This is a genomic window from Nocardia sp. NPDC052254, assembly GCF_040679495.1.
In the GTDB taxonomy this organism is placed as follows: Bacteria; Actinomycetota; Actinomycetes; order Mycobacteriales; family Mycobacteriaceae; genus Nocardia.
Map to the genome: position 1 here is coordinate 293301 of NZ_JBFAUW010000006.1, position 18603 is coordinate 311903.

General features: G+C 68.6%; 19 protein-coding genes. 5 read left to right on the plus strand and 14 right to left on the minus strand.

From position 1 onward, the window contains the following. Positions 1 to 123: 123 nt before the first annotated feature. The 3 genes from AB0L57_RS18150 to AB0L57_RS18160 form a co-directional block, all read right to left on the minus strand. A complete protein-coding gene (locus AB0L57_RS18150) occupies positions 124 to 663 on the minus strand; it encodes a hypothetical protein (RefSeq protein ID WP_364963100.1) in 540 nt (179 codons plus the stop codon). Positions 664 to 893: 230 nt separating this feature from the next. Further along, positions 894 to 1994: a glycine cleavage system aminomethyltransferase GcvT gene (gene gcvT, locus AB0L57_RS18155; protein WP_364963103.1), complete on the minus strand. Its 1101-nt coding sequence runs from the start codon at positions 1992 to 1994 to the stop codon at positions 894 to 896. A gap of 99 nt (positions 1995 to 2093) precedes the next feature. Then, positions 2094 to 2471: a helix-turn-helix domain-containing protein gene (locus AB0L57_RS18160; RefSeq protein WP_364963106.1), complete on the minus strand. Its 378-nt coding sequence runs from the start codon at positions 2469 to 2471 to the stop codon at positions 2094 to 2096. Between the two features lie 238 nt (positions 2472 to 2709). On the opposite strand from AB0L57_RS18160, the gene AB0L57_RS18165 reads away from it, so the two are divergent. Both AB0L57_RS18165 and AB0L57_RS18170 read left to right on the plus strand, forming a co-directional pair. Then, positions 2710 to 3348, plus strand: a complete 639-nt coding sequence (locus AB0L57_RS18165; protein ID WP_364963108.1) for an NAD(P)-binding domain-containing protein — start codon at positions 2710 to 2712, stop codon at positions 3346 to 3348. Positions 3349 to 3493: 145 nt separating this feature from the next. Further along, on the plus strand, positions 3494 to 3919 hold the full coding sequence (locus tag AB0L57_RS18170) for a group 1 truncated hemoglobin (RefSeq protein ID WP_364963110.1): 426 nt from the start codon (positions 3494 to 3496) through the stop codon (positions 3917 to 3919). A 206-nt stretch (positions 3920 to 4125) separates the two neighbouring features. On the opposite strand, the gene AB0L57_RS18175 is transcribed toward AB0L57_RS18170, so the two are convergent. The 4 genes from AB0L57_RS18175 to AB0L57_RS18190 form a co-directional block, all read right to left on the minus strand. Beyond that, positions 4126 to 5397 (minus strand): ABC transporter substrate-binding protein, encoded by a 1272-nt coding sequence (locus AB0L57_RS18175; protein WP_364963113.1) that lies wholly within the window; start codon positions 5395 to 5397, stop codon positions 4126 to 4128. Beyond that, positions 5384 to 6208 (minus strand): ABC transporter ATP-binding protein, encoded by an 825-nt coding sequence (locus AB0L57_RS18180; RefSeq protein ID WP_364963115.1) that lies wholly within the window; start codon positions 6206 to 6208, stop codon positions 5384 to 5386. The genes AB0L57_RS18175 and AB0L57_RS18180 overlap by 14 nt, the downstream gene beginning before the upstream one ends. Beyond that, positions 6205 to 8895, minus strand: coding sequence for an ATP-binding cassette domain-containing protein (locus AB0L57_RS18185; protein ID WP_364963118.1), 2691 nt, complete (start codon positions 8893 to 8895; stop codon positions 6205 to 6207). The genes AB0L57_RS18180 and AB0L57_RS18185 overlap by 4 nt, the downstream gene beginning before the upstream one ends. Before the next feature lie 138 nt (positions 8896 to 9033). Beyond that, complete coding sequence (locus tag AB0L57_RS18190; protein ID WP_364963121.1) at positions 9034 to 9702, minus strand: trimeric intracellular cation channel family protein; 669 nt, start codon at positions 9700 to 9702, stop codon at positions 9034 to 9036. 222 nt (positions 9703 to 9924) lie between these two features. Here AB0L57_RS18190 and AB0L57_RS18195 point away from each other — a divergent pair, with 222 nt between their 5' ends. Continuing rightward, positions 9925 to 10539, plus strand: a complete 615-nt coding sequence (locus AB0L57_RS18195) for a DedA family protein (RefSeq protein ID WP_364963497.1) — start codon at positions 9925 to 9927, stop codon at positions 10537 to 10539. Between the two features lie 39 nt (positions 10540 to 10578). On the opposite strand, the gene AB0L57_RS18200 is transcribed toward AB0L57_RS18195, so the two are convergent. Beyond that, positions 10579 to 11235 carry a helix-turn-helix domain-containing protein gene (locus AB0L57_RS18200; protein WP_364963123.1) on the minus strand — a complete coding sequence of 219 codons (657 nt, stop codon included), beginning with the start codon at positions 11233 to 11235 and terminating at the stop codon, positions 10579 to 10581. Between the two features lie 208 nt (positions 11236 to 11443). Here AB0L57_RS18200 and AB0L57_RS18205 point away from each other — a divergent pair, with 208 nt between their 5' ends. Together AB0L57_RS18205 and AB0L57_RS18210 are read left to right on the plus strand one after the other, a co-directional pair. After that, positions 11444 to 12409: a TauD/TfdA family dioxygenase gene (locus AB0L57_RS18205; RefSeq protein ID WP_364963125.1), complete on the plus strand. Its 966-nt coding sequence runs from the start codon at positions 11444 to 11446 to the stop codon at positions 12407 to 12409. Between the two features lie 308 nt (positions 12410 to 12717). Next, positions 12718 to 14283, plus strand: a complete 1566-nt coding sequence (locus tag AB0L57_RS18210; protein WP_364963127.1) for a hypothetical protein — start codon at positions 12718 to 12720, stop codon at positions 14281 to 14283. Between the two features lie 3 nt (positions 14284 to 14286). Here AB0L57_RS18210 and AB0L57_RS18215 read toward each other — a convergent pair whose 3' ends face one another. The 6 genes from AB0L57_RS18215 to AB0L57_RS18240 all read right to left on the minus strand — a co-directional run bounded on the left by AB0L57_RS18215 (position 14287) and on the right by AB0L57_RS18240 (position 18481). Then, positions 14287 to 14664 carry a hypothetical protein gene (locus AB0L57_RS18215; protein WP_364963130.1) on the minus strand — a complete coding sequence of 126 codons (378 nt, stop codon included), beginning with the start codon at positions 14662 to 14664 and terminating at the stop codon, positions 14287 to 14289. 145 nt (positions 14665 to 14809) lie between these two features. Further along, positions 14810 to 16069 carry an amidohydrolase gene (locus AB0L57_RS18220; RefSeq protein ID WP_364963133.1) on the minus strand — a complete coding sequence of 420 codons (1260 nt, stop codon included), beginning with the start codon at positions 16067 to 16069 and terminating at the stop codon, positions 14810 to 14812. A 276-nt stretch (positions 16070 to 16345) separates the two neighbouring features. Continuing rightward, on the minus strand, positions 16346 to 16810 hold the full coding sequence (locus tag AB0L57_RS18225; protein WP_364963135.1) for a hypothetical protein: 465 nt from the start codon (positions 16808 to 16810) through the stop codon (positions 16346 to 16348). 171 nt (positions 16811 to 16981) lie between these two features. Next, entirely contained in the window at positions 16982 to 17482 is a 501-nt protein-coding gene (locus AB0L57_RS18230) for a hypothetical protein (protein ID WP_364963137.1), read from the minus strand. Further along, complete coding sequence (locus AB0L57_RS18235) at positions 17479 to 17700, minus strand: helix-turn-helix transcriptional regulator (protein WP_364963140.1); 222 nt, start codon at positions 17698 to 17700, stop codon at positions 17479 to 17481. The genes AB0L57_RS18230 and AB0L57_RS18235 overlap by 4 nt, the downstream gene beginning before the upstream one ends. A gap of 127 nt (positions 17701 to 17827) precedes the next feature. Next, positions 17828 to 18481, minus strand: a complete 654-nt coding sequence (locus AB0L57_RS18240) for a TetR/AcrR family transcriptional regulator (protein ID WP_364963143.1) — start codon at positions 18479 to 18481, stop codon at positions 17828 to 17830. Positions 18482 to 18603 lie beyond the last annotated feature (122 nt).

The window sequence follows — 18603 nt, forward strand, 5'->3', positions numbered from 1 at the left end:
TGCCGATATGGTCCGCGCCATACGATTCGGCCAGCTCAGCAAGGTAATCGGCGGTCACCTCGGCCAGCCTCGGATCCGACGCCGGCCAGTCCGGTGCCCGGCCCGGTGCGCGGTAGAGCCCGATCATCCGTGGATCGCGGGACTGCTCTCGTTCGCGGGCGGTCCATTCCCGGACCCGTGCGGGCTCCCACGCCGCCGTGGGATCCAGCCGCCGCGTTCGATCCGGACGATCCGCTCGTCGACGCCGAGCGCCCGCAGCTGTTCGAGAAGGGCGACCGTCTGGACCGGCAGCACCGGCCCGTCACCGGCACGGAGCCGGGCGATCCGGTCTCGATGCCGCTGTCGCTGCTCGATCTCCGCTCGCAGCCGTTCGTCGATCTCCGCGATCGCGACGCCGAACTCCCGCGGATCGGCGCGCAGCGGCTCACCCACCCGGGCCAGCGGGACCCCGGCCTGGGCGAGGGTTCGTATCCTGATCAGCTCGACCAGGGCATCCGCGTCGTACCGTCGAATGCCCGACCACCGGCGGGCCGCGACGATCGGGTGGGCCCAGGTCGGCCATGACAGCGCCGGGATCGCCGAGGAAGTCCCCGAACCGGTACCGCCGCGCCGCCGTCCACCCGTGGCCGCGCAGATCGAAAGGTCGTCACCTCGAAGTCGCACCGCAACCGCTCGATCAGCGGTGCCAGCTCCGCCCCGGTCGAGGTCGATCCGGGACACAGCACCGACGGCGGCCCGGCACCGCCGCGGCACGCGCGAGGGTGACACCGCCGTTGTCGAGTGTGAAGTGATCGGTTCCCGAAGCCACACCGCCCATGCTGCGGGGTCGTCCCTGCGTCAGGGCCGACCCCGGCGGCCGGACGCCATCGGTTCCGGAGCCCGGCGCGGGCTCGTCAGGAGGTGTGCGGGGTGACGAACGGAGGCCGGACCACCTCGGCGCGCAGGCGGCGGCCGCGCACGTCGACCTCCACCTCGGCGCCCGGTTCCACTCCGGCAGCGGTGTCGAACAACGCGAGGGCGATACCCGCCTTGAGGCTCGGGGAGAAGGTTCCCGACGTGGTCTCGCCGACCTGCTCGGCCCCGCGCAGGACCGGCTGGCCCTGGCGCAGTACACCGCGGTCGATTGCCTTCAGACCCAGCAGAATTCGCCGCGGCCCGGCCGACTTCTCCTGTGTCAGTGCGTCTTTGCCCCAGAACTCGGGCTTCTTCCAGCCGACCGCCCAGCCCGCGCGCGCCTGCACCGGGGAGATCTCCAGGGACAGCTCGTGCCCGTGCAGCGGATAGCCCATCTCGGTGCGCAGGGTATCGCGGGCACCCAGTCCGGCGGGCTGTCCCCCGGCCGCCTCCACCTGTGCCAGCAGTGCGCGGAAGACCGCCTCGGCATCGTCCCAGCGCGGCACCAGTTCGTAGCCGTGCTCGCCGGTGTATCCGGTCCGGCACACCCGCACCGGCCGGCCCTCCCAGTCGGCGTCGGCGTAGGCCATATATTCCATATCGGTCGGAAGTCCCAGTGCGGCAAGTACTTCCGCGGATTTCGGGCCCTGTACCGCCAGCACCGCGTATTCGCGATGCTGATCGGTGACGGTGATCCCGGCCGGCGCGGCCGCGCGCAGGGCCGCGACCACGGCGGCGGTGTTGGCGGCATTCGGCACCAGGAAGATCTCGTCGTCGGAGACGTAGTAGGCGATCAGGTCGTCGATCACCCCACCCTGTTCGGTGCAGCACAACGTGTATTGGGCCTTGCCGGGACCGACCCGGCCCAGATCGTTGGTCAGCGCCGAGTTCACGAACCGCGCCGCCCCGGCACCGCGCACGGTGGCCTTGCCGAGATGGCTGACATCGAAGACGCCGACGGTGGTCCGCACGGCCGTGTGCTCGGCCACGGTGCCCGCGTACTGCACGGGCATCTCCCACCCGCCGAACGGCGCGAAGGTCGCGCCCAGCTCGGTGTGGACGGCGTGAATGGGGCCCTGCAGCAGCGTCTCGTCGGTCACCCGGCGAGCTTATCGAGCCCGGCTCACCCGCGACCGACCCCGTGCACCGAGTGTCGGCCAGGTCACGGTCGCGGATGCGCGGCGATCACCATGAGGCCTTCACCACTCATCGTCGTCGGGTGCGCCGCTCGCCTCCAGTAGTTCGTCGCCGTGGGCGTCCACCCAGTCACCGAGCGCGCGCAGCGGCCCCTCGACGAGGCTGCGGCCCAGGGCGGTGAGGTCGTACTCCACCCGGGGTGGTGCCTGCGCGTACCGCCGGCGTTCGACCAGGCCGTGCCCGAGCAGCCGGCGCAACGCCTCGGTGAGCGCCTTGTCGCTGATGCCGCCGATCTCGGTGCGCAACACGCCACGCCGCCGGGCTCCGCCGAGCAGGCCGACCAGGATCACCGGATCCCAGGTGTGCGCGAAAAGGTCGGTCGCCGCGCGCAATCGGCAGTCGGCGACCAGTTCGCCCGCATGCGCCTCGTACCCGCTCATGCTGTGCCCTCGGCAGCACGAGCTCGGCGCTGCGTGGTCACGCTCCGCTGCCGCCTCCGCGCCTGACCGCTCATGCTGTGTCCTCGGCAGCACGAGCTCGGCGCTGCGTGGTCACGCTCCGCTGCCGCCTCCGCACCTGACCGCTCATGCTGGGATCATCCCCGATTCGTTTCGCACCGTCCGGTGCGTATCGGAATTCCTATCGTGGCCGCGTATCGAACATTCGAAGGAGAAGCATATGAGGATCGCGATCCTGGGCACCGGTGCGATGGCCGCGGCATTGGGCGGCGGATGGGCGCGGGCGGGGCACGAGGTGGTGGTGACGGGCCGAACGCCGGAACGGGCGCAGGAACTGGCGGCCGGGATCGGCGCCCGCGCGGTCCCGCCCGGCGAGGCGGTGGCGGGGGCGGATGTCGTGCTGCTCGCGGTGGCGCACACGGGTGTGGCGGACGTCCTGCACGCGGTCGGGGCCACAGCCGGTGCCTTGGCCGGTGTCACCCTCATCGACCCGGTCAACGCCGTCGACCACGGTGGTGGGCCGCTGCGGCTGCCGGACGGGAGCTCACACGCCGAGCTGGTGGCCGCCGCGGCTCCCGGCGCCCACGTGGTCAAGGCGTTTCATCTCTTCCCGAGCACCCGGTGGACCGAGCCCGCACCCGGACCCGGCACGGTGCCGCTGTGTGGCGTGGACGCCGAGGCACTGCGGACCACCGGACATCTCGTCCGCGATCTCGGCGCCGAACCCGTCGTGTTCGGGGACCTGTCACGGGCCCGCCAGCTGGAGGAGGCCGCGGGTTTCGTGATCTCGCTCGCGTTCACCGGGATCGACCCCGCGACAGCGGTACCGTCGATGTCCGCAGCCGCTACGGCGCGATGACGAGACGGGTCGAGGGGGGCCGAGACAAACCTCGCCACGCGACCGGGCGCGCGGTGAGATCGGTGAAATCAGCTTTCTACACAAGGCAACTCGCGAGCCACACGGCACTAACAGGCACGCAACGTCGCGCTGTTTTCCTGATGCCATGAAAATCTCGTCGTTGTTCTCGAAGTCGTCCGCCAAGGCGGCCCCGGAGCCGGTCCCCACGTCCATCTATGAGCAGATCGGTGGCCACGAAGCCCTCGAGACCGTCGTCGAGGACTTCTATGTCCGGGTGCTGGCCGACAAGGACCTCGCCGCCTTCTTCACCGGCACCAACATGTCCCGGCTCAAGGGCAAGCAGGTCGAGTTCTTCGCCGCCGCGCTGGGCGGCCCCGAACCGTACTCCGGGGCGCCGATGAAGCAGGTCCACCAGGGCCGGGGTATCACCATGCACCACTTCAACCTGGTCGCGGGACATCTGACCGATTCCCTGAAAGGTGCCGGCGTGCCCGCGGAGACGGTCGGCGAGATCATCGGGGCCGTCGCACCGCTGGCTCCCGAAATCGCCTCCGACGCACCGGTTTCCTGACATTCGTACCGTGACGCCGAACCGGCGTCGCCGAGTGGCGTGTCCCGTACGAGATTGCCCGACAGTGCCCGGCCGATCACTCGGCCGGGCACTGTGGCGTCCGGGGGTCGGCCGGACTCGGGGTCGCCGTGCCCGCTGCCGGGCCGAGAGTTCGGCAGCGGGTACGGCTCGGGACCCGTACCCCCAAACCGGGTACGGGTCACCACTCAGGCCGGCGCCAGCGCCTTCATGAGCGCGGCGGCGGTGTTCTGATCGATGCAGGTCGTCTTCCCGCCGTTGTCCGAGTGGAAGGCCCCGGCCTCGGTGTGCCCGGTGAAGTAGCACAGCGGAAATGCCGGCTTTCCTTCCGGGAAGGTCAACGGCGGCGCGAGACCGTCCAATGTCTCCTCGTGCAGGGTCCGCAGCCCCTTGACGATATCGGCGCCGGTCGAGGTCGGTGAGATGTTGCCGGCCTTGGCCGCGGCCAGGAACAGCTGGCCGCCGGCCCACGGCCACAGCAGGGGCGCGCTGAAGTCGGCGCTGTCACGCAGTCCGGGGACGTAGGCGTCGAGCGCGTCGTGGAATGCCTTGACCGAGGGAATCGACTCGTCGGTGTACAGCGCGTTCGCACCGGCGAACTTGCTGCCTTCGAAGTTCGGATCCGACAGCCACGACTTCTGCAGGCTCACGCCCAGCGGGAACTCGGTCGGTTTGTAGCCCTGCTGCGCGCACGAGGCCGCGATCCGGGGAATCACCTCGACCGATCCGCCGACGGTCACCGCGTCGACGTTCTTGTCCTTCAGCGCCATGCACGGTGCGATGAAGTTCGGCGCGGTCTGGGAGACCTTCTCCGCCGCGAAACCCATCCCGGCTTGTTTGGCCATGGGCTCGAGCATCAGCGGAAGCTGTGCGCACGCGGGGATCTCGGCGCAGTAGAGGGTGCCGAAGTTCTTCGCACCCGCCTGCTTGGCCTGCGACACCACGCCCAGATAGTTCACCGGCAGCGTGGTGCCGGAGGCGAAGAAGTTGGGATCGGTGAGGAACGGGGCGTCGACCGGCTGCCCGCCGACGACCGGAATTCCCTTGCTGTCCACATAGCTCTGCCAGCTCGAGCTGGCCAGGCTGGACTGGCCGACGATCGCGACCACCTTGTCCTGTTCGACCAGCTTCTTGGCCACCGCCAGCGCGGTCGTCGGATTCTGCTGGTCGTCGTAGGTCACGACCTTCACCGGATGACCGTTGATCCCGCCGTGGTCGTTGACCGACGAGGCCCATGCCTGCATCACGTCGGAGGCATGCCCGACCGAGCCCGCGGCGGGGCCGGTGCAGCTGCAGATCGAGCCGACGACGATCGGGTCGCCCGCCAGTCCACCGTCGGATATCTTCGCCGGGCCGACCGCGGTGGGACCGCTGTCGCCGGAATCGGCCGAACACGAACTCAGTGCGAGCGCCGCGGCCAGAGCCGGAGCAGCCCACCACAGCAACCTATTCTTCTTCATCTTCCGCTCCCTGTAGGGAATCGTGATTCGCTACGCCCATGCCCCGGCCGCGTGCACCGGGTGGGTGTCCTGCCGGTGTCGCCGGCAAGTCTGTGGAGCCGCCCTCGATACCGAAGTAGTTCTCCAGCACGTCGTCTCGATCGAAGTCGGTGGCGGATCCGGTGGCCGTGACGCGTCCGCGCTGCAGGATCACGACCCGATCGGCCATGGCCAGCGCGTGCTGGATGTACTGCTCGACCAGCACGATCGCCGCTCCGCCGCGGCGCAATTCGCCCAGCGCCGTGAAGATTTCGTCGACGATCACCGGCGCGAGCCCCATCGATACCTCATCGAGCAGCACGATCGACGGTTCGGCCAGCCAGGCACGGCCCAGCGCCAGCATCTGCTGCTGCCCGCCCGAGAGCGCACCGGCCCGCTGTTCGAGCCGGGAGCGCAGGGCCGGGAATACGTCCAATACGGTGTCGGCGTCGCTGTTTCGCCCGGCGCGGCGCCGGGGTGTCATCAGGCGCAGGTTTTCCCGGACGGTCAGATCCGCGAACACGCCGCGCTGTTCGGGAATCAAGCACAGACCCGCCCGGGCCCGGCGCGCAGGCCGGGCCCGGCCCATCTGGCGGCCGTGTACCACGACACCGCCCGACCGGGCGGGAAGCAGTCCCGCGGCGACCCGCAGCAGTGTCGTCTTGCCAGCGCCGTTGGGCCCCAGCAGTGCGGTGACCGATCCGCGAGCGAACTCCAGTCCGATGTCGTGCAGCACGATCGTCGACCCGTATCCGGCTGTGATCGAGCGCAATTCGAGCGCGATATCGCTCATGCGACCGTCTCCTCGATCCGGGACGGCGAGGGCAACGGCGCACCGAGGTAGGCCTGCTGCACCAGCTCCGAGTTCCGGACCTGCTCCGGTGTGCCGCGGAACAGGGGCCGGCCGAAATCGAGCACCGCGATCTCGTCGCAGATGTCGAGTACCAGCGACATGTCGTGCTCCACCAGCACGATGCCGATCCCGCGCTCGGCGACCACGTGCCGCAGGATCTGCCCGAACCGCACGGTCTCGGATCGGTCGAGGCCCGAGCTCGGCTCGTCCAGGAGCAGGATCCGGTACGGACCGGCCAGACATCGGGCCAGCTCCACCAGCCGCCGCTGCCCGGTCGAGAGCTCACCGACCGGGGTCGTGGCCAGCGACTCGATATCGCACAGCGCCATCGCCGCGCGCGCCGCCCCGCGCACCCGCTGCGCACTGCCGGGCGGTGCGATGAGCTGTGTCAGCGGATTGGCTCCCGCCCGCGGCCCCTCGGCACCGATCGCCACATTCTCTGCGACAGTGCGTGATTCGAACAGCTCGGTCCGTTGGAAGGTGCGTCCCAGACCCATCCGGGCCCGGCGCGCGGTCGTCGCCCGGCTCATGGTGTGCCCGGCCAGGCGCAGCCGCCCCGAATCCGCCGCGACCAGTCCGGAGCAGGCATCGAATGTCGTGGTCTTGCCGGCGCCATTGGGCCCGATCAGTCCGGTGATACGCCCGGTACCCGCGGTGAAGGAGAACTTCTCCACCGCCACCACGCCGCCGAATCGGACCGTGAGGTCGTCGACCTCGAGTGTCGCGGGCAGGCACCCGGCCGCCGGCGCCGGCGCCGGGTCAGCGGGTGCGGCACCACCGGCCCGGAACATGCGATCGATCCGGGACCGCACCGCCGCGGGCACCTCGAGCTTCCCGGCGACGGTCGCCCGGACCAGGACCAGCACGCCGAACACCAGCTGCAGCCACATCGAGATGTCGGGGACGGTGATGTAGGACGGCACCAGGATCAGCGCCACCGCGGCCAGCAGGCCGTACCACGGCTCGCGGCCGACCACGATCACGATCAGCGCGAAGTAGGTGACCGATTGCAGCGGAAGGTAATTGGCCGCCGTGGCGGTGGTCTGCGCCATCCCCGCCAGCGCGCCCCCGACGGCCGCGAGGAAGGCCGACAGACAGAAGACCAGAACCTGGGTGACCTCCACACCGACACCGTTGGTGCGCAACGCCGTCGGCGATTCGGCGAGCCCGCGCAACAGCCGCCCGAGCCGGCCGCGGTCGAGGACGACCACGATCAGGGTGGCGAGCACGGCCAGGCCGAGCACCAAGTAGTAGAAGGAGGTCTCGGCATCGAGCCCGAACATGTGCGGCCGCGGCATCGGCAGGCCCAGACCGCTGGTGCCGAACATGTAGGGCTCGGTGTAGAACATCATCTGCAGGACGACGCCGAATCCGAATGTCGCCAACGCCAGATAGAGGCCGCCCAGCCGGATCGCCGGAATCGCCAGCACGGCACCGATCGGGATCACCACCAGCCCGCAGCCCAGCAGCGCGAGCAGCCAGGGCCAGTGCCGATCGACCGCGAGGTGGGAGAAGGCACAGGCTCCGATCGCGGTGAAAGCCAAGTGGGACAGCGAGATCTGTCCCGAGGTGCGCACCAGCAGACCCAGCGATCCGAAGACCAGGGTCATGGCCACCATGACCGTCCAGTCCGTCAGGTGGATTCCGGCGAACGCCGGAACCGACACCAGCGCAACGACAACCGCGATGGAGCCGGCCAGGGTGAGGCCACCGGGCGCGGTCCACGCCGCCCGGCGGTGCCGCACCGCGCCGCGACCGTCCGGGAGCAATCGACGCGGCAGCACCAGCAGGACCACGAACAGCGCCAGGAACGGCAGTGCGGCCGGAATGCCCGCGGCGAGGCCGGTACTGAAGTAGTGAGTGGCCAGCGCCGCGGCCACACCGATGCCCAGCCCACCCGCGAAACTCCATGGCAGACTGGTGAATCGGCCGATGGCGGCGGCACCGAACGCCTGCACCACCAGCAGCGTCAGCTGCACCGGATCGAGTGGGATCAACGGCGCGAACAGCACTCCCGACAGCGATGCCAGGCCGGTACCGATGCACCACGCCCACCGCCGGGTGTGCACCGGATCCTCTCCGGCCAGATCCAGGAGCGCGGCATTGCCGACGACCGCCCGCATCGCCACCCCGCGCCGGGTGAATCGCATTGCCGCCGAGAGGATCACGGTGGCCACCACGGCCCCCCCGAGAGTGATCACATCCGACCACTGCACGTGCACATCGAAGACCGTGAAGCCGCCCGGCGGCAGGAATGCGGGCACGATCCGGGTGGTGGTCTGCCCGTAGTACAGCGTCACCCAGGCCTCGATGATCAGCAGAACCCCCACGGAGGCAGCGATACTCAGCTCCAGCGGCGCCCGGTCCACCCGGCGGGCGAGGAGTTCCAGGACCAGACCCAGTCCCGGCCCGATGACGAAAACACAGAGCGCCGCGGCCGCCTGCCACACCATCGCGTCCAGAACGTGCAGTGTGTAGAACGAATACGCCGCCACCGTCGCCACCGCACCGTGGGCGAAGTTGAATACCCCGGAAGTCTTGTAGGTGAGTACCAAACCGACAGCGGCGAGGCCGTATACGGACCCGGTAACGATTCCCGCGATCACGAACGGCAACAGATCTGACATGGCGTACTCCCAGTTGGGGCCGGTGACGGCCTTGGACGCGCCAGTCAGTCTGAGATTTCCCTGTGACATCCGCTCATCGAATGTCGAGTCTCTGCCCCGCAACAGAATTCGGCTGCACCAGAACGCAACCGGCGGCGGTCACCGCTGCTTGCGCCGCCCGTGCCGCAGTCGCTCCGGCCAGCTCATCTGTTCCGGCAACATCCACCCCCGCCACCGGGCCAGCAGGCACAGGCCACCGCCGACCACCGTCGCGGCGATCGAACCGGCGGTCACATGCCCCGAGTACCAGATGATCACCAGTGTCGCGCTGGCCAGCAGCGCGCAGGTGGCGTAGAGCGTGTTGCCCCCGAAGATGGTCGGCACCCGCCCCACCGCGAGATCGCGGACCACCCCGCCTCCGACCGCGGTCGCGGTGCCCAGCAGCACCGCCGGCAGCCAGCCCAGGCCGACCTCGAGGGTCTTCTGCGCGCCGACCGCCGCCCAGCAGCCCAGGGCCAGCGAGTCGACCCACGGAAACAGCCGGTCCCACAATCGGCCCTCGAAGCGGAAGGCGAACGCGATCAGCGCGCCGAACAACGCGGTGAGCAGATAGGTGTAGTCGACCAGCGCCACCGGTGTCCCGCGCTGCAGCAGAGTGTCGCGAATGATGCCGCCCCCCAGTCCCGACGCCGTGGCCAGCACCGCGAATCCGACCGGATCGAACCGATAGGACCGCGCGACCGCCCCGCCGAGCATGGCATTGGCGAACACACCGGTCAGATCCAGCGCGCGCAACAATTCGGGAACGGTATCCGACACCGCCGCCATCGATATCGTCCTTCCGCGTCGACCTCGCTATCGGCACGGTACCCGCAGGCCGGGCGATTGCCGGGCAACCGGCGACGAGGCGGCGATCGCGACTCCGTTTCCGGCTCCTTCCCCACGTCCAGCGGTTGACGTACTCACTGACGACCGGCTCTGCCGAACCGGTGGGGCTCGCTCATCGCTGCCGGAGCTCTGCTGTCCGGCTACCGTTGTCCCGTGGCAGGCATGACGACCGCACTCAACCCGATGAGCGGGTCGTCGCTGCTGGGCGAGTTCGGTGCGCTGGCGGTCCTGCTCGGCACCTTCGCCGAATCGGGTCTGCTGGTCGTCGGTTTCTTCCTCCCCGGTGACACCCTGATCTTTCCCGCGGGCATCCTCTGCGCCACCGGCACCCGCACCGATCCCCATCTGGTCCTGTGGCAGGTACTGCTGTGTGCCGCAATCGGTTCCATCGCCGGCGCGCAGGCCGGGTATCTGTTCGGGCGGCACGGCGGCAACGCGTTCCTGGCCCGGACCTCGCGGCCGCGGGTGCACGCGGTGGTGTCGCGCGGTGAGCGCTGGCTGGATCGCTACGGTGCGCGGCGGGCCATCGTCATCGGGCGTTTCGTGCCCCTGGTCCGCACGGTGATCAGCCCCGTCGCCGGTGTACTGGGCGTCCCGGCACGGACATTCACCCTGTGGCAGATCGTCGGCGGACTGGCATGGTCGCAGAGCCTGGTTTTGCTGGGGTACTGGCTGGGCACCCGCGTGCCGAACGTGGACAAGTACCTGCTGCCCACCGTCGCGGTGGTGGTGCTGGTGTCGTGCCTACCTCTGCTAGGCCAGCTGCGGCGGCGGTGACCGGATTCCGGCCGCCTGGACAACCACACCCGGGTCTTCTCACCGGAGCTCGTCTGCCATCTCCCGGGTCTCCTCGGACGTCGGCGCGTTCAGCAGGCCGTCCCAGGCGTCGATGAGCATCGACAGCGCGGCGCGATCCGGCGCGGTGCCGGAGCGGTCGTAGCGGGCCAGTGTCCGCAGCACGCTCTCGTAGGTCATCCGGATTCGCTGCCGGCGGACCGCCTCCGGCAGATCGTCCAGGGCCGCGTGCAGCGCGCGATCCACCGCGAGCCCGCTGGCCGTCCCATCGGGGTTCGCGGAGGTGAACACCCGCATCAGAATCTCGGTTTCCATCATCCGGTCGAGCAGGGCGGCGTAGTGGTTTCCCGCGCGCAGCGTGTTGGCCAGCGGCTGCGCCATCACCCACAGTGCCTCGCGCGAGTTCAGTGCGCGGCCCGGCGTGGTCAGCCGGGCGGCGAGGGCGTCACGGTCGGCGCCGACCGCGGGCAGCCGATGATCGAATATCGCGCGCAGCAGGTTTTCCTTGGAACCGAAGTAGTAGCTGATCACCGACGCGTTGTGTTGTCCTGCGGCGCTGCGGATCTCGGCGAGGGTGACCGCGTCGTAGCCGCGCCGGGCGAACAGCCGCTCGGCTGCCGTGATCAACAGCACCCGGGTTTCCTCGCCCGCGCTGTAGCGGCCGCGTCTGGCGGTCATGGGCCCTCACCCTACCCACGGGCACCCGCCGCACCGCGCCCGTGGCCCGCGAAAGAATCAGCGCGATCAGATCCATTCTCAAATTAATGCATGCCGCTTACTTTTACCTTCGAGCCAGTCGCTCACCAGCGTCCTCCCGGATTCCAGTCGCACGCCGGGACGTCGTAATCACCTGTCCCGCACTGCTCATCGACGCCAGGAGACCACCGTGACCACCATCGAGACCCGCCCCGTCGGCGCATCCGATATCTATGCCGCCGGAGGTATCACCGTCACGAAATTGGGCGAGCACATCGGCGCCCTGATCGAGGGTGTCGAGATCTCCGGCGACATCGGTGCCGAGACCGCCTACGCCATCCGTTTCGCGCTGGCCGCGAACAAGGTGGTCGTGTTCCGCGGTCAGCACCATGTCGACGACGATGTGCAGTATCAGTTCGCCGCCACCCTCGGCACGCCGACCACCACCCACCCGACGCTGACCTCCGAGGACAACCGGACACTGGTCATCGAGGGGGCCGCCAACAGCTGGCACACCGATGTCACCTTCATCGATCGCATCCCGAAGGCCTCGATCCTGCGTGCCGTGAACGTCCCGCCCTACGGTGGCGCCACCACCTGGGCCTCCACCACCGCCGCCTACGATCAGCTGCCCGAACCGCTGAAGGCGCTGGTGGACAAGCTGTGGGCGGTGCACACCAATGAATACGACTACGCGGGTGTACACGCCGACAAGCGATCGCGCACGGCCGAGCGGCAGGAACACATGCGCAACTTCACCCGCATCGTGTTCGAGACCGAACATCCGGTGGTCCGGGTACATCCGGAAACCGGTGAGAGGTCGCTGCTGCTGGGCCATTTCGTGAAGAACTTCGTGGGCCTGAAGTCCTCGGAATCGGCGGCGCTGTTCACACTCCTGCAGGAGCGGATCACCCGTCTGGACAATACGCTGCGCTGGGCGTGGGCTCCCGGCGATGTGGCGATCTGGGACAACCGGGCGACCCAGCACTACGGGATCTCCGACTACGGCGATCACCAGCGCAGCGTGCACCGGGTGACCCTGGCCGGCGATATCCCGGTGTCGGCGGAGGGCGAGAGCAGCCGGGTGCGCACCGGCGACGCCTCGCATTTCTCGATCGTCGATCCCGCCGACCGGTTCCCCGGCTTCCTCGGCTGATTCCACCGCGGCAGCCCGGCCTCGAGCACCGAATCGCCGACGCGTCGCCGCGCGCGGCCGGCACCGGGTGAACTCGAAGGCCGGGATGGCGTGTGGCATGGCGCGGGCGAGGATCTCGGGCTCACCGGCACCGAACGCCTCGGGGTCGAGCTCGTGACGCTCTCCGCCCACGTCATGCGGATCATCGTGCTCACCACGGCCCAGCGTGATCCGATCCGGGCGCGGATGTTTCCCTCGGGCCGACATCGGCAACCCCATGCGCGCACTGCGAAAAGCAGCGGGGAACAGAAGAATACGGGGGTGTGGTCATGAGCTCACCACACGATTCAACGGCGGATTCCGAGGCCACTGCACGAAAAGCCCGTCCTCCGGCCACCATCGAGCCGTCGCCGAAGCGCGGGCGATGGTACGACACGCTGGGCTGGGTCGCGATCACGCTCGGCGGCGCGGGAATCGGCTTCGCGGGTCAGGGGGACACCGGCAGAGAATCCGCTTTTCCCACGACGTGGGTCTGGGTCGCGAGTATCGTGCTGACCGTACTCGGCGCGTGGGCAGTGCTGCGTGGCAGACGACATCTGATGCCGGTGCTGGCAACTCTGCGCGATCTTCCCGACGACGAGCGAATCGTGCTGTTCCTCAGGGAATTCAAGGACGATCCGGTCAATCGCCGATCGATCGGGACGCGATTGCTCTGGCTGCGAACGATATTCGTGGGCCAGCCGGTGACCGCGGCCGATCTGCACACCGAAGAGCAGCAGATCGCCACGGCCGTTGCGCCATTCGGCCGCATGGTCGCCCTCGGAAATCCGTCCGACACATTGCCGCCCCCCGGCGCGGCACGTACCTATGCTGCCGACGAGAACTGGCAGGCCGAGGTTCTCGACGCACTGGCGCGTTCCGAGCTCGTGGTGCTGGCCGCGGGCGCGAGCCGGAATCTGGCTTGGGAGGTCGAGCGGATCGTCGAACACGGCGTACCGTCCCGTCTGGTCCTCACCGTGGGCCACGACCAGGAGAAGTACGAGCGGTTTCGCCGGACATTGGGAGACCGCTTCCCCGCCGGTCTACCGGATCATCCGAAACCGAGCCTGCGACAACGCGTCCTGAAGGCGTATTCGGTTCGCGCGGTGATCCGCTTCGACGACGACTGGACTCCACATCTGGCCATGCTGGCCGGCCGGGTCCCCATCCTCGACTTCGCGCGCCGCACCCAGCGCACGATGCGCCGCGCCCTGACAACGGTGTTCGTGCGGGCGGGACTGCCGCCACGGGTCACACCGACGCTGCCGCGCCCGGCGGCGGTGCCCACGGGAATCGCCCTGATCCTGGCGGTCTGGACGCTGCCGGTCCTCCTGCTGACCGTGTTGCTCCGGTTCTTCGAGGTCGCCGGTTCGGCGTTGTTCGCGTCCGATTCGCTCACGAGCGCGGCGGGACCTGTCTTCACGATCGTGCTGGTTGCGCTGGCGTCGGTGTGCGTCATCACGATTCCCTGGATGTGGCGAGTATGGCGCGGCGGCCCCCTGGCGATCGGCTTCGCCCGGATCTGGGGTGTGTGGTTCGCTCTGGCACTGACCGCATTCCTGCTGTCACCACTGCACAAGGCACCCGAGCCGGCGACATCGGATACCAGCATCTCGATCACGCATTGGGACTTCTCCGATGACTCGACCCACGACGACCCGTTCGAAGGCGACTCGCCCGAAGGCTATCCGTTCGTGACGGATTCATCCGACGACAGCACGAAGCCGGTCCGGGGTGGCTGGCCGGAAACTCTTCCCCTGCTGCTGCTGACTGTGCTGCTGTCGGGTTTCCCGGTCGGTGCCACGGTTCTGCTCACGCGCCGCGAGGTCCGGCAATGGGTGGATTCGCGCCTGTAGGACCTACCGGTGATCCACCACCATCGTCATCGGGACCCGGATTTCGCCACCGGGCTCGAAGTGCAGGACGACCACGTCCGGTTCCCAATCGATGCGCGGCTCGACACCCCAGCCCAACGGGATCGGCACGACGTGACCGCGTCCCACATCACCACCGTCGAGCCGGCCCAGCCAGACTTCGTGGTGGCCCGAATTCATCGGGCTACGTACCTCTTTCACCGAAGCGGCGTAGATGTCGTGCGCCGGCCCCGGATACGTGTGCACCGTATGGGTCCGGTCCATGAACAGCACGACCGCGGCCACGGTCGTCACCATCACACCGACGATCAGGCCCGCGAACGCCGCCGCGGCCGACCTCGACGCCGAGGCTCCGCGCGTCACGACGCCGCTCCCCCGACGGCGGGGACGAGCCCGCGCCCTCCCTCCGCACCCGCCCACATGAATCCCCCATCCCGGCTCTCCCGGCGCGCTGGTCCGGCGCACCCCGGATCGATCCCATCGTAGCCAGCGGGCGCGCTCCCCCCGATCAGGTCAGCCAGGCCAGGGCCCCCACGATCAATGCCTCGGTTCCGGTGTCGAGGGTCGGCTGCAGGACCGGCGCGAAGGCCGGTGAGTGGTTGACCGGGATGTCCTGGGCGATCCTGCCTGCTCGCAGCGCCTCGGCATAGGTGTCCGGGTCGATGCCGCCGAAGCCCCAATAGGTGTAGGGCACGCCCAGCGCATCGGGTATGTCGCTGAAATCCTCACTGGCGCTGCCCATCGGCACGTCCACGCGCCGCTTGCCGAAGTAGGCGGTGAAGGCATCGACCACCCGGTGCGTGGTCTCGGCATCGTTGTCGGTCACCGGGAACCGGTCGAACAGTTCGAATTCCGGCTCCCGAGGCGATCCCGATGCCTGGCATTCGGCGGTGACGATGCGCTTGATGGCGTCCAGGATCGCGGTGCGGGTCGATTCGCTGTAGGTGCGGATGTTCAGTTGCAGCACAGCGTGATCGGCGATCACATTGCTCTTGGTCCCGGCGTCGACACTGCCGACGGTGAGCACCGCGGTCTCGGTGGGCGCCACCTCCCGTGATACCACCGTCTGCAACCGGATCACGATCATCGCCGCCAGCACCACCGGATCGATGGTGGCCTGTGGCATCGACCCGTGCCCGCCACGCCCGTGCACGGTGATGCGCATGCTGTCGGCCGCGGCCAGGAACGGCCCGCTGTGAGTGCCGACGATCCCTGCCGGAATCGGGAACACATGCTGCGCGAGCGCCACATCCAGCCGCGGCAACAGCCCCGCCAGCCCGTCGCCGACCATGGTGCGAGCCCCGTCACCGACCTCCTCGGCGGGCTGGAACAGCGTCACCAGCGTCCCGTGCCACTGATCGGTGTGCTCGGCGAGCAATTGCGCGGCCCCCAGCAGGCAGGTGACATGCACATCATGCCCGCACGCGTGCATGACCGGCACCTCGTTCCCGGCCGCATCCTTCCCGGAAACCTCACTGGCATAAGGCAATCCGGTGGCCTCCCGCACCGGCAGCGCATCGATGTCGGCCCGCAACAGCACCCCGGCCCCGTCCCCGTTGCGCAAGATCCCGACCACCCCGGTCCCGCCGACCCCCTCGTGCACCTCGAGCCCGGCCCCGCGCAACCGTTCGGCGATCAGCCCGGCGGTCCGATGCTCCTGATGCGACAACTCGGGATGGCGGTGCAGATCGCGACAGAACTCCTCCTGCCAGGCTCGAATTCCCGCCAAACCCCCGAGCACCTCGTCGTTCCGCGCGGGCGAGAGCATCATTTCTCCTTCCGACGGGCGTCGGGCCGCATCCGGTCACGCACCTCGTGACCAGGAACGACTCCGCGCACGAGCGCACCGGGTCGCCGACCGTCCACCAGTGTGACACCGGGCGCGGGCACACAGATGGCAAATCAACAGTTATCGGGCGGAAATCCCCCCGGCCGGCATGTCCCGGCGCTGACGGCCGAGGTCACCGGTCTCGGCGCCCCTGTCCGTTCCCTATTCGTCCAGGACGGTGACGAGTGCGGGCAAGGTCGCCGATCGGCACGCACCTCACGAGATCTCGCCGGCCGGGGCACCGTACAGGTGGGTACCGACCGTGGAGTCGTGCTCGAGGATGTGATCGATCGTCTCCCAGTACAGCGCGATCCACGGATGCCGTCGAGCCTGGTCCGGATCGAGCTTCCGCCCATACAACGGGGTATCCGGGGCAACCGACGCGCCGTCGACCAGGGAGCAGGCGTTACCGGGCCGGCCTTCGACCGGGCCGACACGGCACCCGATCGTCACCCGATCCGGCCCCGGCCGGCTCACCGGATCATCAGCGTCCCAGGCGTTGTCGAGGATCACGTCGATATACACCTCGTGCACGCCGTCGTGGTGGTAGCAGGAGGCGTAATAGATGGCGAAGGCCCCCGCCTCACTGTTGATGAATCCGGTGACCCGTTCGAAGGGGACCCCACAGCATCCGCACGTACCGCTCTGGATGTCGCGCTCGGGGTCGATCTGCAACTGCATCGATGGATGATATTGCCGCAGCGCGCGAGCGCGGACAGCCGGGCTCGGGCACTGCGGCGTCACACGCTCCGACAGCGTCCGAGCGCACCACATCACGACATCGGGGCCGCCGCCATCGAAGCGGCCCCGGTACCGAAATCCATGGCAGCGCAGTCGTTTCCGGACGAGCCGCTACGAGTCGAAGTTGTCGTCCTCGGGCAGCAGCTGTGTCTTGGCGCGGTTGCGCACGAGCTTGCCGACGGCCAGGGCGGCAGCGGCTCCGATCACGCCCCCGACGACCGCGCCCAGCAGACTCTGCGGAACCGAGTCCGAAGGCAGTGTGCGCCACAGGAAAACGGCCAGCCACGCGACGACCAGCGGATAGGTCGTGGCATTCGCGATCCGCTTGCGCCGCGCCGGGAACCCCTTCAGCAGGGTGCGCATATCGATACCGCGCCGCGCGCAGTAGCGCAGCAGCAACAGCGACGCGAGGCTGGGAAGCAGGAAGATCAGCAGCGATACCAGCGTGGCATTCAGTGCCGCGGCGAGGATGGCAATCAGATAGCAGCCGTAGATCGTCGCGCACAGCGCGATCGTCGAGCCCCGGTAGAACTCCTCGCGGGCACGCTCGTCACCCCAGGCCGGCTCCTCGGCCGCCAGGAAGATGTCTTCGAATGCAGTGGTTTTGGTCATGTCCCCTCCAGATCCTCGGTCCAGAAAATGTCTTCCACCGTCGTTCCCAGCGCACGAGCGATACGCAATGCGAGAAGAACGCTCGGCGCGTAGTCGCCCTGTTCGATGGAGATCACGGTCTGCCGGCTGACACCGACAGTTGTCGCCAAGTTCGCCTGGGTGATCCGGCACTCGCGCCGCCGCGTACGTACCGGATGCTCCCGTTGATCGCTGACCACGCCAAAATGTTAAGGATCTTTGACATCGAATGTCAAGGAAACTTGTCTTTTGCCATTCCAGGACACCCAGCAGCAGGACGATCCCGGGTTGTCCCGGCGGCCTCGGATCAGGCCGGTCGCGGATCGGTCATCGGTCCACCGGCGGCACCGCAGCCAGCGTGAGCGCATCCGGGACCGCGGCGAACGAGTCACGGATCCGCGCCGCGAGTGTCGCGGTGTCGAGTTCGCCGGGGCGGCCGGTGCTCCAGGTATCCAGCGCGCGATGGAACGCCGCGACCGCGATGTCGAGCGCCAGCCGGGGCCGTTGATCGGTGGACGAGTCGGTGCCGAAACGGTCCCGCAGGATCACCAATGCCTCCCGGACGGTCCGGTCGCAGAATTGCAGATTGTTCGCCGCCATGGACGGAGTGGACTGCGCGAGGCGATGACTGCGCGCGGCGCGGGCGGGCCAGCCGTCGGCGGGCATTCGATCCACCGCCGTCAGCAAACTGTCCCGCAACGTCCGGAACAGCGAGCCTGTGCCGGATTCGCGAGAGGCCAGATCTTCGAGAAAGGCGGCCCACAGATCACGCAGCGGCGCCATGGCGACATCTTCCTTACTCGCGAAGTTGCGGAAGAAGGTTCGCTTGGACACGTCGACCGCATCGCAGAGTTCATCCAGCGTGGTGTGGTCGAATCCGCGTTCCGCGAAGAGCTCCAGGGCGGTGTCGACCAGCGCCTGCCGGATGCGCAGCTTCTTGCGCTCCCGCAGTGGCAACCGGTCGATCGCGACATCGGACATCGCCCCAGACTACCGCCCGGCGCCACTCGATTCCTATCGCCCCTTGACGCCATTTGCCACTCAGTGGCATTTTGTTCGTACGCCGCCACAGGCCCGGCGGCACCGGACTCCCCGACGCGAAA

Bases quoted from the DNA above. Each gene is read 5' to 3' on its own strand.
- AB0L57_RS18160 (WP_364963106.1), bottom strand. From the start codon at position 2,471: ATGAGCGGGTACGAGGCGCATGCGGGCGAACTGGTCGCCGACTGCCGA.
- AB0L57_RS18165 (WP_364963108.1), top strand. From the start codon at position 2,710: ATGAGGATCGCGATCCTGGGCACCGGTGCGATGGCCGCGGCATTGGGC.
- AB0L57_RS18170 (WP_364963110.1), top strand. From the start codon at position 3,494: ATGAAAATCTCGTCGTTGTTCTCGAAGTCGTCCGCCAAGGCGGCCCCG.
- AB0L57_RS18175 (WP_364963113.1), bottom strand. From the start codon at position 5,397: ATGAAGAAGAATAGGTTGCTGTGGTGGGCTGCTCCGGCTCTGGCCGCG.
- AB0L57_RS18180 (WP_364963115.1), bottom strand. From the start codon at position 6,208: ATGAGCGATATCGCGCTCGAATTGCGCTCGATCACAGCCGGATACGGG.
- AB0L57_RS18185 (WP_364963118.1), bottom strand. From the start codon at position 8,895: ATGTCAGATCTGTTGCCGTTCGTGATCGCGGGAATCGTTACCGGGTCC.
- AB0L57_RS18190 (WP_364963121.1), bottom strand. From the start codon at position 9,702: ATGGCGGCGGTGTCGGATACCGTTCCCGAATTGTTGCGCGCGCTGGAT.
- AB0L57_RS18195 (WP_364963497.1), top strand. From the start codon at position 9,925: ATGACGACCGCACTCAACCCGATGAGCGGGTCGTCGCTGCTGGGCGAG.
- AB0L57_RS18200 (WP_364963123.1), bottom strand. From the start codon at position 11,235: ATGACCGCCAGACGCGGCCGCTACAGCGCGGGCGAGGAAACCCGGGTG.
- AB0L57_RS18210 (WP_364963127.1), top strand. From the start codon at position 12,718: ATGAGCTCACCACACGATTCAACGGCGGATTCCGAGGCCACTGCACGA.
- AB0L57_RS18220 (WP_364963133.1), bottom strand. From the start codon at position 16,069: ATGCTCTCGCCCGCGCGGAACGACGAGGTGCTCGGGGGTTTGGCGGGA.
- AB0L57_RS18225 (WP_364963135.1), bottom strand. From the start codon at position 16,810: ATGCAGTTGCAGATCGACCCCGAGCGCGACATCCAGAGCGGTACGTGC.
- AB0L57_RS18230 (WP_364963137.1), bottom strand. From the start codon at position 17,482: ATGACCAAAACCACTGCATTCGAAGACATCTTCCTGGCGGCCGAGGAG.
- AB0L57_RS18240 (WP_364963143.1), bottom strand. From the start codon at position 18,481: ATGTCCGATGTCGCGATCGACCGGTTGCCACTGCGGGAGCGCAAGAAG.